The 16,790-nt window shown below is 66.9% G+C and carries 15 protein-coding genes; 4 read left to right on the top strand and 11 right to left on the bottom strand.

From position 1 onward, the window contains the following. Positions 1 to 133: 133 nt before the first annotated feature. The gene (locus tag ACVMIH_RS24435; RefSeq protein WP_057019518.1) at positions 134 to 1,927 is read left to right on the top strand and encodes a potassium/proton antiporter; all 1,794 of its coding nucleotides are present in this window, start codon (positions 134 to 136) and stop codon (positions 1,925 to 1,927) included. Between the two features lie 9 nt (positions 1,928 to 1,936). Here ACVMIH_RS24435 and ACVMIH_RS24430 read toward each other — a convergent pair whose 3' ends face one another. The 6 genes from ACVMIH_RS24430 to mepA form a co-directional block, all read right to left on the bottom strand. Next, complete coding sequence (locus tag ACVMIH_RS24430) at positions 1,937 to 3,229, bottom strand: hypothetical protein (RefSeq protein WP_456863611.1); 1,293 nt, start codon at positions 3,227 to 3,229, stop codon at positions 1,937 to 1,939. Positions 3,230 to 3,323: 94 nt separating this feature from the next. Next, positions 3,324 to 3,995, bottom strand: a complete 672-nt coding sequence (modC, locus tag ACVMIH_RS24425; protein WP_057019517.1) for a molybdenum ABC transporter ATP-binding protein — start codon at positions 3,993 to 3,995, stop codon at positions 3,324 to 3,326. A gap of 103 nt (positions 3,996 to 4,098) precedes the next feature. Next, positions 4,099 to 4,794, bottom strand: coding sequence for a molybdate ABC transporter permease subunit (gene modB / locus ACVMIH_RS24420; protein ID WP_057019516.1), 696 nt, complete (start codon positions 4,792 to 4,794; stop codon positions 4,099 to 4,101). A 2-nt stretch (positions 4,795 to 4,796) separates the two neighbouring features. Then, the gene (modA, locus tag ACVMIH_RS24415; protein ID WP_057019537.1) at positions 4,797 to 5,582 is read right to left on the bottom strand and encodes a molybdate ABC transporter substrate-binding protein; all 786 of its coding nucleotides are present in this window, start codon (positions 5,580 to 5,582) and stop codon (positions 4,797 to 4,799) included. Positions 5,583 to 5,787: 205 nt separating this feature from the next. Next, on the bottom strand, positions 5,788 to 6,297 hold the full coding sequence (locus ACVMIH_RS24410) for a hypothetical protein (protein WP_057019515.1): 510 nt from the start codon (positions 6,295 to 6,297) through the stop codon (positions 5,788 to 5,790). 131 nt (positions 6,298 to 6,428) lie between these two features. Then, entirely contained in the window at positions 6,429 to 7,391 is a 963-nt protein-coding gene (mepA, locus tag ACVMIH_RS24405) for a penicillin-insensitive murein endopeptidase (RefSeq protein WP_057019514.1), read from the bottom strand. 195 nt (positions 7,392 to 7,586) lie between these two features. Between mepA and ACVMIH_RS24400 the strand changes: the two genes are divergently transcribed. Together ACVMIH_RS24400 and ACVMIH_RS24395 are read left to right on the top strand one after the other, a co-directional pair. Beyond that, entirely contained in the window at positions 7,587 to 8,024 is a 438-nt protein-coding gene (locus ACVMIH_RS24400) for a L,D-transpeptidase (RefSeq protein WP_225163662.1), read from the top strand. 353 nt (positions 8,025 to 8,377) lie between these two features. Beyond that, entirely contained in the window at positions 8,378 to 10,579 is a 2,202-nt protein-coding gene (locus ACVMIH_RS24395; RefSeq protein WP_156436469.1) for a putative bifunctional diguanylate cyclase/phosphodiesterase, read from the top strand. 218 nt (positions 10,580 to 10,797) lie between these two features. Here ACVMIH_RS24395 and ACVMIH_RS24390 read toward each other — a convergent pair whose 3' ends face one another. From ACVMIH_RS24390 to ACVMIH_RS24380, 3 genes are read right to left on the bottom strand one after another with little or no spacing between them, the layout of a single operon-like run. Continuing rightward, positions 10,798 to 11,244 carry a DUF1801 domain-containing protein gene (locus ACVMIH_RS24390; RefSeq protein WP_057019512.1) on the bottom strand — a complete coding sequence of 149 codons (447 nt, stop codon included), beginning with the start codon at positions 11,242 to 11,244 and terminating at the stop codon, positions 10,798 to 10,800. Between the two features lie 35 nt (positions 11,245 to 11,279). After that, complete coding sequence (locus ACVMIH_RS24385) at positions 11,280 to 12,062, bottom strand: sulfite exporter TauE/SafE family protein (protein WP_456863608.1); 783 nt, start codon at positions 12,060 to 12,062, stop codon at positions 11,280 to 11,282. Between the two features lie 11 nt (positions 12,063 to 12,073). Then, entirely contained in the window at positions 12,074 to 12,679 is a 606-nt protein-coding gene (locus ACVMIH_RS24380; protein WP_456863605.1) for a TetR/AcrR family transcriptional regulator, read from the bottom strand. 108 nt (positions 12,680 to 12,787) lie between these two features. Between ACVMIH_RS24380 and ACVMIH_RS24375 the strand changes: the two genes are divergently transcribed. After that, positions 12,788 to 13,699, top strand: coding sequence for a sterol desaturase family protein (locus ACVMIH_RS24375; protein ID WP_456863602.1), 912 nt, complete (start codon positions 12,788 to 12,790; stop codon positions 13,697 to 13,699). A gap of 21 nt (positions 13,700 to 13,720) precedes the next feature. Here the strand turns inward: ACVMIH_RS24375 and ACVMIH_RS24370 are convergent, their stop codons facing one another. Both ACVMIH_RS24370 and ACVMIH_RS24365 read right to left on the bottom strand, forming a co-directional pair. Then, complete coding sequence (locus ACVMIH_RS24370) at positions 13,721 to 15,688, bottom strand: methyl-accepting chemotaxis protein (protein WP_456863599.1); 1,968 nt, start codon at positions 15,686 to 15,688, stop codon at positions 13,721 to 13,723. A 179-nt stretch (positions 15,689 to 15,867) separates the two neighbouring features. Continuing rightward, the gene (locus tag ACVMIH_RS24365; protein WP_168858349.1) at positions 15,868 to 16,785 is read right to left on the bottom strand and encodes an NADP-dependent oxidoreductase; all 918 of its coding nucleotides are present in this window, start codon (positions 16,783 to 16,785) and stop codon (positions 15,868 to 15,870) included. Positions 16,786 to 16,790 lie beyond the last annotated feature (5 nt).

The following is a 16,790-nucleotide window of genomic DNA, read 5'->3' as shown; positions in this document are numbered from 1 at the left end:
ATACAACACAGTGTCGGGGCGACCTAGGGCTGATGAGACCGGGCACATTGCCGCTTATGTCAGAAATCGGTTGGCGTCCCAGTGTGGCGACGATAAGGATGCAATTGCAAGTATTTGAGACCTCCGAAGGCGCATGGCATCCCTCGACTCCGTCAGTATAGCGATCCTGCTCGGTGCGGTGCTGGTGATGGCCGGCATCCTGTCGAGCCTGCTGGCCTTGCGGTTCGGCGCTCCCTTGCTGCTGGTGTTCTTGCTGGTCGGCATGCTGGCGGGCGATTCCGGCCCCGGCCGGCTGCAGTTCGACGACGTCCGCACCACCTATCTGGTCGGCTCGGTGGCGCTGGCGCTGATCCTGTTCGACGGCGGATTGAAGACGCGGTTTGCCAGCATCCGCACCGTGCTGGTGCCCTCGATGGTGCTGGCGACCGCCGGCGTGCTGTTGACCGCGCTGATCACAGCGCCGGTCGCCCGTTTCGTGCTCGACCTCAACTGGACCGAGTCATTGCTGGTCGGCGCCGTCGTGGCCTCGACCGACGCGGCTGCCGTGTTCCTGCTGGTGCACACCCAGGGTCTGCGGCTACGCCCACGCGTCGGCGCGACGCTGGAGGCGGAATCCGGCACCAACGATCCGTTCGCGATCTTCCTCACCTTGATGCTGGTCGAGTTCATCTCGATCGGCCAGAGCTCGGCCTCGCACATCGCGCTGGAGTTCATCCAGGAGGCGGTGTTCGGCGCCATCATCGGGGTGATCGGCGGCCGGCTGGTGGTTATCGCGCTGAACTATGTAGCGCTGCCGCAGGGCCTGCATGCGCCGTTCGTCACCACCGCGGCACTGGTGATCTTCGGCGGCTCGCAGATCGTGCATGCCTCGGGATTTCTCGCGGTGTATCTCGCCGGTATCATCATCGGCAACCGGCCGACCCGCGCGCATAATTCGGTGGTGACGTTCCTCGACGCCGCGACCTGGCTGGCGCAGATCGTGATGTTCGTGCTGCTCGGCCTCCTGGTCTCGCCGCATCGCCTGCTCTCCAGCGCCGGCGGCGCCGTGCTGGTGGCGTTCGCGCTGATGCTGGTGGCGCGGCCGTTGGCGGTGTTGATCTGCCTCGCACCGTTCAAGTTCAACTGGCGGGAGAAGGTCTTCATCGCCTGGACCGGCCTGCGCGGCGCGGTCGCGATCTTCCTCGCCTCGATCCCGATGCTGGTCGGCCTGTCGAAGGCCTATCTCTATTTCGACGTCGCCTTCGTCGTCGTCATCATCTCGCTGCTGTTGCAGGGCTGGACACTGGCGCCGGCGGCACGGCGGCTGCACGTCGCGCTGCCGCGCGCCGAACGCGGCCCGCGCCGCGTCGAGCTCGATTTGCCCGGCCAGCTCGAGCAGCAGCTGGTCGGCTATCCGGTGCGGCCGAAGAGCCTGTACTTCCGCCGCGGGCTGATCCCGTCCTGGTCGAAGCCGACGCTGGTGATCCGCGACGAGCGGATCCTGACGCCGACCGAGGCCGATCCGGTCGCGCCCGGCGACTACATCTACCTGCTGGCGCCGCCGGAGCGCGCCGAGGCGCTCGACCGCTTCTTCGTCGACATGGCGCCGTCGAGCGCGCCCGATCCGCATCTGCTCGGCGACTTCATGGTGTCGGCGGAGCATACGCTCGGCGAACTCGCCGAGATCTACGGCGTCAAGGTCGACGAGCACCAGGCCAAGCTGACGCTCGCCGACTATTTCGACGTCAATCTCGACCGCGCGCCGAAGGAAGGGGCCGAACTGGCGCTCGACGAGATCGTGCTGGTGGCGCGCAGCATCAGCGGTGGCCGCGTTAACGTCGTCGGCCTGCGCCTGCCGGAGGAAGAGGAGAAGGTCGCGCCGCAAACGCGGATGCAGATCGTCAAGCGCAAGCTCGCCGATATCTGGGCGTCGGTGGCGGGGGTCTGAGGCGCGCCGTTACGTCTTGCGCAGGAAGCTCGAATCCGGCGCGAACTTCCTGATCATGTCGGATAGCCCGTCGTCGGCCGGCGGACCGGATGGGCCCTTGGACGCCGCGTCCGGCTTGGTCTCGCCCTTGATTTTCTGGCCGGAAATCTCGGCCAGCGCCGCGAGCAGCGTCTCGTCGAGATTGTCGGCCGCTGTCTTCGCAGGTGGTGTCGTCGCAGCTGGCGTCGTGGCGGGCGCAGCGGGAGCCGGCGGAGGTGGCGTCGGTGGAGTGGGCGCGACCGCACGGATTTCGGGCTCGCGCCGCGCCGGCGGCGCTGACTCCGGTGCCGGCTTGGACGCGTCCTTGAACGCATCCTTGGGGGCGTCCGCCCGCCGGGCGGCGGCCTCGCTGACGGCGGCGATCAACGATGCTTCGAGAGCGGCGGGCGTGTCGGCCGGCATGGGCGGCGGTGCAGCCGGCATCGGCGGCGTTGTGACCGGTACCGGCGGCGGCCCGGCGGGCTTCGCGTCCCGGGTGGCGCGACCGAACAGCGGTTCCCGCTGGCTCGCCGCCTGCGGTCGGCTGTCGGTGGCCTTGCCCGGCTCCTTTCCAGGCTCCTTGGCAGGCTTGAAGAGACCCGCGCGTTCGGCGGCCATCTTGGCGGAAGCCTCCTCGACCGTGGCGAGCAGGGACGCTTCGAGCGCGTTTGCGCGATTGCTTGGCGAAGCCGCCGCCTTGGCGGCAGGGATGATCACCGGCTTTGGCTGCGGCGGGGGCGGCAGCGGTGGCGGCCGAGATGCTTCGACTGGTGCGGGCGGCGGCGGGATCGGCTGACCGTCCCCGGCGCGCGCGATGATGCCGTCGACGATCGCCGCCAGGCGGCCCTTATCGGGGGCGGCCAGATAGCTCGCCGCCAGCTCATCGACATATTGCGGGCCGTAATCGGCGAGCACATTGGCGATCTGGGCGAGATCAGGATCGCTGTCGACAAGCCGGCGCCAGGCCTCGCGGTCGTAAGTCTCCCGGCCGTAGGCTGCGTCCCCCTTCTTGTCGGGCCAGGCCACCCGGCGCGACTGACGCTGCCCGGTATCCTGGCCTGCGATCGGATCGAGGGTCGGCGGCTGCAGCCCGTCGCTGAGGCGCGGCGGGGTAAATCCCGAGGCGCCGGCCGGCACGGCGGCATCGGCCGGACGCCGGGGCCGCTCGTCGACCTGCAGCGCGATCAGGCCGACGCCCATCAGCAGGAAGCCGAGCGCGGCCCACGAAATCGTGGCGCACAGCAGCCCGCCGATCAGCAGCAACACCCAGCCAGTCAGTCGCACAAATACACCCTTCCCTATGCCCGATCGGACGTCCCGACGCGGGCCTGGCAGACAAGATAGGCTATCTTATGCCGACTTTCGGAAAAACGGCCAGCTAGGCGCCCGCCGTCAGCACCTTGACACCGCCGAACGCGGTCACCTGGCCGCCGCGCAGCATCACGATCTGGGTGGCGAGCTGGCGCAGCTCGGCCGCGTCGTGGCTGACATAGACCATCGGGATGCCGGCTTCGTCGCGCAGCCGCACCAGATAGGGCAGGATCTCGAGCTTGCGGCTTTCGTCGAGCGCCCCCAGCGGCTCGTCGAGCAGCAGCAGCCGCGGCTTGGACAGCAGCGCCCGGCCGAGCGCGACGCGCTGGCGCTCGCCGCCGGAGAGCTTTCCGGGACGGCGGTCGAGCAGGGCGCCGATGTCGAGCAGGTCGACGACGCGCCGGTGTTGGGCGGGATCTTCGGTGAGGCCGTTCATGCGGCGGCCGTAGTCGAGGTTCTGGCGGACATCGAGATGCGGAAACAGCCGCGCGTCCTGGAACACGTAACCGATGCGGCGGCGCCAGCTCGGGACGTGGATGCCGGTCGCGGTATCGTCGACGGTCTCGCCGTCGATCACGATGGTGCCGCGGTCGGGACGCAACAGTCCCGCGATGGTGTTGATCAGCGAGGTCTTGCCGGAGCCGGACGCGCCGAACAGGCCGGTGACGCGGCCCTCGCTGGTGAACGAGGCTGCAAGCGAGAACTCGCCGAGCTGCTTGGTGATGTCGACGCGCAGCATGGCTAAAGCGCGATGAGATTGAGTTGAATCGTCATCGCGCTTTAGCTCCTTGTTTGAGCATGGCCTCTTCGCAAAACCGCTTCACACTTTTCCGGATCATGCTCTATTGCCCATGCAGGCGCGCGGTGGCGCGACGCGCGAACACTTCAGCCGCGACCAGTGCGCCGACCGCGAGCACGATCGAGATGATCACGAGCCGCGCGGCGGCGGGGTCGCCATCCGGCGTCTGGATCAGCGAATAGATCGCCGACGAAATGGTCTGGGTCTCGCCGGGAATGTTGGAGACGAAGGTGATGGTCGCGCCGAACTCGCCGATCGCCTTGGCAAAACCGAGTACCATGCCGGCCAGCACGCCGGGCAGCGCCAGCGGCAGCGTCACGGTTGCGAACACCCGCCACGGCGCGGCGCCGAGCGTCTCGGCCGCCTGCTCGAGGCGGCGGTCGACCGCTTCGATCGAGAGACGGATCGGGCGCACCAGAAGCGGAAACGACATCACGCCGCAGGCGAGCGCCGCGCCGGTCCAGCGGAATGCGAACACGATGCCGAGATGGTCGGCCAGCCAGCCGCCGACCAGGCCGCGCTTGCCGAAGGTCAACAGCAGCAAATAGCCGGTGACGACGGGCGGCAGCACCAGCGGCAGATGCACGGCGGCATCGAGCAGCGACTTGCCCCAGAAATCGCGCCGCGCCAGCAGCCAGGCGAGCGCTACCCCGAACGGGGTCGCCACCAGTGTTGCGATGACGGCGACCCGCAGCGACAGCAGGATCGCCGTCCATTCGGTCGGCGAGATCTCAAACACGCTTAGGTCGTCGGGCTGATCAGGAACTTGAAGCCGTATTTCTCGAGGATCGTCTTCGCCGCGGAGGAGCGCAGGAAGGCCAGGTACTCGGCGGTCTCCGGTTTCGCGGTCGTGGTTGCTGCGACCGGATAGATGATGGCCGGATGGGTGTCGGCCGGGAAGGTGCCGACGATCTTGACGCCTGGCTCGACCTTGGCGTCGGTCGAATAGACGATGCCGAGCACGGCTTCGCCGCGCGCCACCAGCGTCAGCGCGGCGCGCACGCTCTCGGCCATCGCGAATTTCGGCTCCGCCGCCTGCCATGCGCCGAGCTTCTCCAGCGCGGCCTTGGCGTATTTACCGACCGGCACCGCCTTGACGTCGCCGGTCGCGATCCTGCCGTCGCCGGCGAGCTTGGCGAGATCGAAGCCGGGTCCGATGTTGACGTTGTCGAGCTTGGAATCCTTCGGCGCGATCAGCACGATCGAGTTGCCGAGCAGGTTCACCCGCGTCTGCTCATTGATGTTCTTCTGCTTGATCGCATAGTCCATCCAGTCGGTGTCGGCGGAGACGAACACGTCGGCCGGCGCGCCCTGCTCGATCTGTTTTGCCAATGCCGAACTCGCGGCATAGCTGGCGGTGATCTTGACGCCGCTCTTGGCGGTATAGGCCGCGTCGATGTCGTCGAGCGCGTTCTTCATCGAGGCGGCGGCAAAGATGGTGAGCGTCTTGTCCTCGGCGCTCGCGGGCGAATGCATCGCACCGAGCAGGATGACGAAGGCGGTGAAAAGTCCGGCAAGCCTTGAAATTGAAAGTCGTGACATGGAAAGCGCTCCGTGCGGGTTCACGCGCGAACGGGCGCGCAAATCAGGCGTTGAGTGGGGTCTGGCCTGCGACGGACGGAAGCGCTGTTCCGCTGGTCCCCGATGGACTTACGGTCCTCAGGGATATCGCGCTGCAAACATAGCAGGTTGAGGCTTACGGTAAAGGCGACCGTTTGTCTAACCGCTCGTCCTATTCGTCCGCCGGCTGGATCGCGATCGACAGCGAGTTCTCTTTTGAGCCGCTGACCTGCAGCACGAAGGGGCTGGCGGCGAGGTCGTATTTCACGGTCTTGCGGATACCGTCGCAATCGGTCGCGCCGCTGAACGCCTTGGGCTTCAGGAGATGCCCGCCCTGCACCAGGTCGACCCAGGCCCCGGCCGACAGGCTGACGGTATAGAGCCCGGCCTTCGGCGCGGCCTTGAAGTTGGTGAAGCCGGCGGAGGTGCCTTCCTTCGGCGTGCGCTCCGGCGGGGTCGGCAATTTGGCGTCGCCGGGGGCCACCAGCGCCAGCGTGATCGCGGTCGCCGGCAGCGCGGCCTGCTCGCTTCCCGATACGACCCGGGCACGATTGGGTGCGGTCAGCGCGGCGCGTGCGCGCTCGATCGACCATTTGAACTTGTCACAACCGCTCGGCTCCTCCGCCGCGAAAGCGGAGGTCGAGACGAGTACGAGCGATGCGGCGAGGAGCGATTTGCGCATGTCTGGTCCATTCATGACGACGGATAGAATAGATCAGCCGCCCCGATCCATCGCCCGAACGCGCTTACGGCGCGACGGCACGAGATCATATCGCAGTTCGAGCCGGCCGGCATAGCCGCCTGACGAAGATGTCATTGCCCTGGCAGCTGCTGTTTGGCGTCGGGGGCGTTCAGCACCGTCCTGCAGTCAGCCGGCATCTGCGCGAGCGTCATCGGCGGGCGGGGTTTCGGCGGCTTCGGCGGAGGCTTCGGATGCAGCACCGAATCCTTGAACCAGAAGGCGAGATCGGACGGCTTGCAGCCTTCGCCCTCCGCTTGCGGCTTCTGTCCCTCGCAGCTAGGGCTGCCGGGCGGACATCGCATGCGAATGTGGAAGTGGTAGTCGTGGCCCCACCACGGCCGGATCTTCGACAGCCAGCCGCGATCGCCCGTGGCCTCGCGGCACAGTGCCTTCTTGATCGCGGGATTGACGAAGATGCGCTGCACCGCCGGCTCCCGCGCCGCGTCGCGGATGACGAGCACGTGGCCCGGCGTGAAGACGCGTGGATCGATGTCGAGCCGGTCGTCGCGCACCATCATCACCGCCGACATCTCCTCGCGGTCCTCGCGCGACAATTTGCGATCAGGCATCGGCGTCAGCCAGATGTCGGCGTCGAGTCCGATCTGGTGGCTGGCATGACCGGAGAGCGCGGGGCCGCCGCGCGGCTGGCCGATATCGCCGACCAGGATGCCCGGCCAGCCGGCGTCCTTGTGCGCGTTGGCCGCAAGCCGCTTCAGCAGCGCGATCATGTTGGGGTGACCCCAGTAGCGGTTGCGCGACAAGCGCATCACCTGCCAGGTCTCGCCGTTGAGCGGCATCTGCGCGGCGCCGGCGAGACAACCCTTGGTGTAGCCGCCGATCGACCGGGTCGGCAACGCCGCCGGCAGCACCTTGCGCGCGAACAGCTGCTTCGCCCCGATCTTTGGATCATTGGGGTTGGCGAGCGGCGGCAGCGGCTGTGGATTGAGCGAGCCCCTGTCCTGCGCCCGCGCGGAGATGGTGCAGGCGACGAGGGCTAAGATCAGGAGTGGGAAGAGACGCAGGCGGGGTGTCATTCGGATCACTCTGTCGGCGCAAGGCTAGCATGGATTCGGAGCAGGCGGACCGCGCTTTCATCCCATTCGCTTGATCGCCCACAGGGTGGATTAAGATTACCTGCGGCTTCCAGGCTCCGATGTGAGCCACGCCACTTTACAAGCGCACGTTGTGGGCGACATCATGTCCGCAATAATTTCAGGGTAGGCGTTATTGTGACGAGCGTATCGTGCGTACGGCTGGCGTTTGCCGCCGCGATTGCCGCGCCGATTTTGGCGCTCTCGCCGGCGCGGGCCGACGTCGTCGTTCACATCGATAAATCATCGCAGCGCATGGCGGTCAGCGTCGATGGCGCGAGACGGTACAACTGGCCGGTGTCGACCGGCCGCCGCGGCTATGGCACGCCGAGTGGGGTGTTCCGTCCGCAGATGCTGGCGCGCCGCTGGTACTCGAAGAAGTACTATAACTCGCCGATGCCGCACTCGATCTTCTTCCACCGCGGCTTTGCCATCCATGGAACATACGAACTCACGCGCCTTGGCGGGCCGGCCTCGCATGGCTGCGTGCGCCTGCATCCCTCGCACGCCGCAATGCTCTATGGGCTGGTCGAGCGCAACGGCCGAGGCGGCACGCGCATCGAAATCACCAACTAAGGTATGATCCGGCAAAATCCGAAGGCTGAGGCGCACCGCGGATTAACCGCGCGATAACCCTGCCGCACGCTGACGAACATTGATGCGCTTGAAGCGTCTTCGGCGCATTCATTGTGCAATCGCGCGCCGGTTTACGCTTCCTTCACCAAGCGCCGGCACTTCCACGCTGCGAATCTGTGCCGTGCGCCGCCGGCGCGCCGGGAGCAAACTCGCGCCCGGCGTGAATTCGCCTGCAAAGCAGGCATGCAAGGGTTTCTCAGGCACCGCAGCTACTCGCCAAGAGATACCAATTTTTCAGAGACTTATCGCAGATATATCGCCGAACTGGAATGCGCGTGGGGCGTGCGATACCGATGATGCGGCCGAAGAAAAAGACCAAGAAACCGAACCAGGCCAAACTGTCCCGTCCTCGGGGCCGTCGTCCCACACCGATGCCGAAAGTGTCGGGCAGATCGCGCCGCCCCGCGGTCGAGATCGGCGAACTGGTGCGCCAGCGCGCGCAGGCCGAAGCCGCGATCGCCGAGGCGCGCAAATCCAACGCGCGGCTGCGTGAGGCGATCGACATCCTGCCGCAGGGCATCGTGTTCCTGGATCCGGAAGGCCGCTACACACTCTGGAACAAGAAATACTCGGAAATCTACAAGCGCAGCTCCGACCTGTTCGAGCACGGCGCGCGCCTCGAAGACACCATCCGCATCGGCGTCGCGCGCGGCGACTATCCCGAGGCTGCCGGCCGCGAGGAAGAGTGGATCGCCGAACGGCTCAGGAAGATGTACCAGCCCGGCGAGCGGCACGAGCAGGTGCTGGCCGACGGCCGCGTGGTGTTGATCGAGGAGCGGCTGACCGCAGATGGCGGCATCGTCGGCCTGCGCGTCGACATCACCGAACTGAAGCAGCGCGAGGCGTCGTTCCGCCTGCTGTTCGACGGCAATCCGGTGCCGATGATCCTGTGCGCGCTCGACGGCGAGCGGATTCTCGCCGTCAACGACGCCGCGATCGCGCATTACGGCTACGTCCGCGCCGAATTCGAGCGGATGACGATCAGGAGCCTGCAGGCGTTCGATGCCGAGCTGCCTTGGGCGGCAGGCCGCAGCAGCGACGAGCAGGCGGCGCGGACCTGGAAGCATGTACGCGCCGACGGTACGCTGATCGACCTTGCGATCTATTCGCGCCAGCTGATGCATGGCGACCAGCCGGCGATGCTGCTCGCGCTGATGGACATCACGGAACGCAAGCGCGCCGAGGCGCGGCTCGCCTTCATGGCCCAGCACGACAGCCTGACCGGCCTGCCCAACCGCAATCTGCTGCGCCAGCAGATGGACGAGATGCTGCAGCACACCCGCCGCTCCACCGACAAGGTCGCGGTGCTGATGCTGGGTCTCGACAATTTCAAGGCGGTCAACGAAACGCTCGGCCACGGCATCGGCGACAAGCTGCTGCGCGCGGTCGCCAAGCGCCTGCGTTCGACGCTGCGCGAGGAAGATGCGCTGGCCCGTCTCAACTCCGATGAGTTCACCATCGTGCAGGGCGGCGTGATGCGGCCCGAGGACGCGGTGTTGCTGGCGCGGCGGATTTTGGACGCGATCGGCGAGCCCTATCTGCTCGAGGGGCACTCGGTGGTGATCGGCGCCAGCATCGGGATCGCGATGTCGCCCGGCGACGGCGAGGATTCCGAAAAGCTCCTGAAGAGCGCCGACATGGCCTTGTCGCGCGCCAAGAGCGAATTCCGCGGCACCTTCTCCTTCTTCGAGGCGGAGATGGACGCGCGTGCCCAGAGCCGCCGCAAGATCGAGATCGACCTACGCGATGCGATCCAGAACGAAGGCCTGCGGCCCTATTACCAGCCGCTGGTCGATCTTGCGACCGGGCGCATCACCGGCTTCGAGGCGCTGGTGCGCTGGCCGCATCCGGAGCGCGGCATGATCTCGCCTGGCGAGTTCATCCCGGTGGCCGAGGAGACCGGGCTGATCAATCCGCTGGGCGCGCTGATGCTGCATCGCGCCTGCATGGACGCGGCGCAATGGCCGGATGACGTGCGCGTCGCGGTCAATTTGTCGCCGCTGCAATTCCGTACCGGCAATCTGCTGGCGCTGGTCACCGACGCGCTGCGGCAATCCGGCCTGCCGGCGCGGCGGCTCGAGCTCGAGATCACCGAGACGCTGTTGCTTGAGAAGAGCAGCCAGGTGCTGGCGACGCTGCATGCGCTCCGCGCGCTCGGGGTTCGGATGTCGATGGACGATTTCGGCACCGGCTATTCCAGCCTCAGCTATCTGCGCAGCTTCCCGTTCGACAAGATCAAGATCGACCAGTCGTTCGTGCGCGACCTCGGTGCGAACCCGGACGCGCAGGCGATCGTGCGCTCGATCGTCAGCCTCGGCATCGGGCTCGGCGTCACCATCACCGCCGAGGGCGTCGAGACCGAGGCGGAGTTGAGCCGGCTGCGCGCCGAAGGCTGCCACGAGGGCCAGGGCTTCTTGTTCAGCCGCGCCCGGCCGAACCCCGAGGTCATCAGCCTGCTCAAGGCGCAGCGCGTCGCGACGGCGCTGGTGGCGTAGTGGAGCCTAGAGGCAGAGATGTTACCTCGATCGAGCGTCGGGCTCCCCTTACCTCGCCCCGCGTGCGGGGAGAGGTCGGAACGCATCGTTAGATGCGTTCCGGGTGAGGGGGATTCTCCGCGAACGCAGCTATTACCGAATGTGCGGAGACGGCCCCTCACCCAACCCTCTCCCCGTAAGAACGGGGAGAGGGAGCGCACCGCCGTCGCCTTCACGCCCTACGATTCTTTCTTGTTGAGATGATAAGTCAGCGCCAGCGCCACGCAGTGGCGCAGCGCGGGCTCCGGCAGCTTGCCCGCGACATCGAGCAGGATGGCGCGGTTGCCGCTGTAGCTGAGCTCGGGATAGAGCTCGCGAAAGGTCTCGACCAGATTGGTCTGGCAGTGAAAGTAGACCGCGACCTGGTCGGCGGCCGGTTTGACCTGATCGATCCGGACCGTGCTGCCGCTGCCGGTCTCCGGCGTGAGGTAGCTCGGCTGGCCCCACTTCAATGTCTCTTCCAGCGCGCCGACGCCTTTGGTTGCCTTCGCGGTCTCGAAGATCAGCCGCCGCAGCGCCAGCAGCTTGGCTCTGACCGGGGCAGGGTACGTGTCGAACAGCGCAGCTGCCGGTTTGGCGTGCGGCCGTCGCGCCGCCTTGCTGGTCGATGCTGCCGGCTTGCGCATAATGGGCTCCGTGAGGAGGACGTACCTATATCTATCTACCACAGCGCCTTGAAGGTCATATAGACCGCCATCAGCGAGACGAAGACGATCATCGCCCTGCGTAACCGCGCGCGGTCGATGCGGTTGGCGGCGCGGGCGCCGAGATCGGTGCCGGCCAGCAGGCCGACGATCACGCCCGCCAGCACCGGCCAGGACGCCAGCGAGCCCTCGCTCCAATAGATCCAGGCCGAGGGGATCGTGGTCGGGATCAGCGACATCACGAGGCTGGCCATCTGCGCCTGATGCTGCGATATGCCGAGCACGGCGCTTAAGCCCACTACGGTCGCCAGTCCGCCGCCGATGCCGAGAAAGCCCGACGACAGGCCCGCGAGCAGCCCGACAATGAGCAGCGCCGGCCAGGATATTTCGCGCGCGGTGCCCTTGTCGTCGTGCTTCACCTGGTCGCGTCCGCCGCGCAGGATCAGCATCGCGTCGAGCACGACGAGATACGCCACGTAGGTCCAGCGCAGCGCGGGCTCGGCGACATGGTTGGCGGCGAGCGCGCCGGCCGCGCCGCCGGCGACGAAGCCGAATGTCAGCAGCGCGATCCAGCGCAATGGGGTGCGGTTGCCGCTTTGCCAATAGCGCCGGATCCCGGTGAGGCTGGTCGGCGGCACTTGTGCGACCAGCGAGATGCCTTGCGCGACATGCTGCCCGGCGCCGAGCAGCAGCACCGAGAACACGACCAGTCCGCCGCCGGGGCTGACGCCGAGCAGCCCGGCGGTCAGACCGCCGGCGAGGCCCGTGCCGATGCCGGCGAGGAGGTCGGGGACGATCACCGCATCCCCCGTCAGCGCTTGGCGGCAAGGCCGGCAAGGAAGATGTCGAAGGCGTGCATCGCCTCCGCGGTCGAGACGGTTTCGCCCCACAGCCGTTGCAGCACGATGCCCTGGAACATCGCCACCATCGCCCGCGCCGCGCCGCGCGGCTGCACGCCGTGGTCGATCGCGCCGCTCTTCTGGCCGCGCCGCAGCAAGTCCACGATCAGGGCGATCGGCTGGCGGATTCCGCTCGTCACCTGGTCGCGGACCACGTCGTCGCGCAGCGCCTCGGCCCAGAGCTGCAACGCGACGCGGCGGGCGCGCAGGCCTTCTTCCTTCTGCAGGTCGCCGAGAAAGCCGCGGGCGATCGACCGCAGGCTCTGCAACACATCGTCCGATGGATCCTTGAGCGCCAGCAGCGCGCTGTCGCGGCCATGGCGGCTTTCGCCGATCGCCTGGATCAGCTCCTCCTTGCCCGTGAAATGCCCGTAGATGCAGCCGGCGCTGAGCCCGGACTGCTTGATCACGTCCTGGATCGTAGTCTGGTGAAATCCCTGGCGGGCAAAGCAGATCTCCGCGGCCTGCAGAATCTCCTCGCGGCGGATCGCGAGCGTCTCGGGTTTCACCTTCGGCATAGTCGGGTCCTTGTCAGGTCGCGGCCGGCCGATGCGGCGGGCTTGACGATCATTCGTTGCCATTATAAAGAACGAATATTCGTTTTGTAAAGAGGGGAGGCTGACGGCATGATCGGCTTTGCAAAGCTTCTGTGGCATCCGGGCGCGGCTGAGATGGCTCATGTCGAGCTGCCGTCGACCGGCGCGCGCATCGCGTTCCTGCTCGCGTCGTTCGCGATCGTGCTGCTGTTCGAGGCCGCGTTTCCGCTGTTCAGCTATGGCCGCAGCGACCGGCTGCGCAATATCGGCCGCAACGCCGCCATCACCGTGATCTTCGTCGGCGTGAACCTGCTGCTCAGCCCGCTGTCGCCGCTGGCCGCGCAATGGACGCTTGATGCGAAATTCGGCCTGTCGCACTGGCTCGGCCTGTCACCCCTGAACCAGCTCCTGCTCGGCATCATCGGGCTCGACCTGTTTGCCTATTTCGCCCACGTCTCCATGCACAAGCTCGGCTGGATGTGGCGCTTCCATCGCATGCACCATGCCGATCGCTTCGTCGACGTCACCACGGCGTTCCGCGAGCATCCCGGCGAGACACTGTGGCGGATCGGCTGGCACATCGCCGGCGTCTTCGTGTTCGGAACGCCGGCCTGGGTGCTGGTTACCTATCTGACGCTGTCGGCGCTGAACGCCCAATTCGAGCACGCCAATATCCGCCTGCCCGAGCGGCTCGACCGCTGGCTGCGGCTCGTCTTCGTGACGCCGAACATGCACAAGATGCATCATTCGCGTCATCAGCCGGAGACCGACAGCAATTATTCGAACCTGCTCTCGATTCGGGACCGGCTCGGCGGCACCTATAATCGTGGTCCACGCTTCGCGGAGCTGCGCTATGGCCTCGACGGCTTCGATGATCCCGAGAAGCAGTCGCTGCGCGGCCTGCTGAAGATGCCGTTCATGCGCGATTGGGGGCGGGTCGACGCTCGGCCGGACGACAAGTCCGACCGGTCCGCTCCGCCGCCCGTGCTGCCCTGGCCATGACTTGAAGCCCGGCGCCGCCGCTCAGGCGGCGTTGCGCAGTCCGGCGAGGAAGGTGTCGACGCTGTGCGACAGCGCGGCGGCATGATCGCCGAGCTGGCCGGACGTATCCAGCACATTGCCGGTGAGGGCGCGGGATTGGCTGGCGGCCTCGCTCGCGCCCGCGATATTGGCGGAGACCTCGACGGTCCCGGTGGACGCCTGCTGCACGCTGCGGGCGATCTCCCGCGTCGCCGAGTCCTGCTGCTCGACGGCGGCCGCGATCGCGGTGGCGATACCCGAGATCTCGCGGATGGTGCCGCTGATGTCGCCGATCGCGCTGACGCAGTTGCCGGTGGCGGACTGGATCGCGCCGACCTGGCCGGCGATCTCCTCGGTCGCCTTCGCGGTCTGGCTCGCGAGGTCCTTCACCTCGGCGGCGACCACGGCAAAGCCGCGGCCGGCCTCGCCGGCGCGCGCCGCCTCGATGGTGGCATTGAGGGCCAGCAGATTGGTCTGGCTCGCGATCGCGCTGATCAGGCGCAGCACGTCGCCGATCTTCTCTGCCGATGCGGCGAGGCTCGTCACCATCTCGGTGGTCTCCATGGCCTTGGTCACGGCGCTGTCGGCGACGCGGCTGGAATGGGTGACCTGGCGGCCGATCTCGGTGATCGAGGACGCCAGCTCCTCGGTTGCGGCGGCGACCGCGTTGACGCTGGCCGAGGCTTCCTCGGACGCGGCGGCTGCCGCCGAGGTCCGTTCGGAGGCGCCGTTGACGCTGGCGGTGATCTCGCCCGCGACGCGCTGCATGTCGCCCGAGGACCGCGCGACGGCGGCGACCATGCCCTTGACGTCGGCTTCGAAACGATCGGCCATCTGCCGCTGCAAGGCCTGCTTGTCGGCCTCCGCCTTCACCTTGTCGGCCTCCTGCGCCTCGCGCAGCGAGGAGGTTTCGACCATGCTGCGGCGGAACACGTCGACCGCCTTCGCCATCGTGCCGAGCTCGTCGCGGCGCTCGCTGCCGGGTATGGTGACGCTGGTGTCGCCGCTGGACAGGCGGTTCATGACCGCGGTGATCGCGGTGAGCGGCCGCGACAGGCCACGGCCGAGCAGGAACGCGAGCAGCACGGCGGCGGCCATGATCGCGACCACGCCGAGGATCAGATTGCGCTGCGCGCTTGCCGCGGCGGCTTCATAGTCGCTGGTGTCCTTGACGATCTCGAGCACGGCGACCGGTTCGCCGGCGTAGTTCTTGATCTGGCCGAGATAGAGCTCCACCGCATGGCCGTCGAGAACGGCGTCGCGCAGCAGCGCCGCACCGTTCATCACACGCTTGAGCTCGTCCTGGGTCGCGACCACGGTGTCGCCGAAGGTCGAGGACAGCCGCTTGAAGCTCTGGCCGTCGAAGGAGTGCACCGCGAGGTCGATGCCGAAGCGCTTCTTGGCGCGGTCGACGAATTCCTTGCCGAAGGCGGCGCCGACGTCGACATTGGCCAGCGTCTTGCCCTCGTGCATGATCGGGGTCATGCCGAAGATCGAAAGCGCTTCGCGGCCGGGCTCGACGCCGACGATCGGCTTGCCGGTCCTGTTCGATTCCACCACCGTGGTGCGCCGCGTCGAGGCGTCGTCGCCGAATACCTTCGGCGCGTGGACCCGGTAGAAGCCAGTTGCCGGGGGCTGCCAGAACGAGATCAGCGGGATGCCCTGCGCCTTCATCGCTGCCCAGGAGGCGCCGAGCAGCCTTCCGAGGCCGTCGCGGTCGCCCTTGGCGATAGCATCTTCGACCGGCGGCAGGGCGGCGATGACAGCCGAGACCGCAAGCGCGGCGCGCCCCTCGTAGTCGATCGCCGCAATCACGCTGTCATATTGCAGCTTGAGCTGCTGATCGAGCGCGAGCCGCGTCAGCGCCCGCTGCTGGCTGATGGAGAAGCCGCCGAGGATGGCGCAGGCGACCGCGACAGTCAGCGAAATCGCCAGAATCAGGCGGGCGGCAATCGATCGAAGCGTGAACATGGGACCAGCGAAACTCCAGGCATTAGCGCCGTCCGCAAAGTCGCAGAAAAAGCTTAACAACCGGATGTTGCGCCGCCGGTATTCGTGCCGCGACCATGGCCGCCGGTGCTACTTTCGTACTGTTCAACGTCCGGCCTGACAGGGCCGGCCGGCTGCGCGCATCAACAGGCATGTGTCACTCAGGGGCGAACGCGGATGATCGTACTCCCTTTGCGTCGACCGGTCGGATTTAAGGCAGCGACGGCCTCGTCGAGAGTCGTGACGTTGCCGATGTTCGTCCGCAGGCGTCCGTCCCGCACCCGCTGGACGATCTCACTCAGTTGGGAACGATCGGACTCGACGACGAAGTCGACCGCCAGGCCGTCGGAGGGTCGCGCCTCGGCCGGCCCAACGATCGTCACGAGTATTCCTCCGCCTCGAATCAGTTTTGCCGACCGCTTCTGGATTTCACCGCCAATGACGTCGAACACCAGATCGACTTTGCCGACGTCCTCAAGGGCGTCGTTGTCGAGATCGACGAACTCCTGCGCGCCGAAGTCGAGCACAGTCTGACGGTCGGCGGACCGCCCGGAGCCGATCACATACGCGCCGGCCTCTCGCGCGAGTTGCGTCACCATCGACCCGACCGCGCCGGCCGCGCCGTGTGCGAGGACACTCTGCCCCGCCTGGAGGCGGCCGTGCTGAAATAGTCCTTGCCATGCCGTCAGGCCCGAGACCGGAAGGCTTGCGCCCATTGTGAAGTCGACGTCGCCCGGTAGCGGCGCGAGGTTGCGCGCCTCGATCGCCACATACTCGGCCAGCGTGCCGTCGCGATACCAGTCCGCTAGACCGAACACCCGCTGTCCCACCGATAGCCCTGTAGTGCCATATCCGAGAGCGGTGACCACTCCGGCCAGCTCGTGCCCCGGGATCGACGGTGTTCGGTCACGATCGAGGCGATCGGTCCAGGTCGAGGGCCACGCCAGCTCAGTCGGGACAAATCTCGACGCATAAACCTGAACGACGACGTCGTTTATCGCTGCCTGCGGCTCGGGCCGGTCCACCAGCTTCATCCCGGCCGTTCCCGCGGCTTGGTCCGTTACAACGATGGCCTTCATGGGAA

The sequence above is a fragment of the Bradyrhizobium sp. USDA 4503 genome (genome assembly GCF_054055815.1).
This window is presented reverse-complemented; position numbering and strand designations above follow the sequence as displayed.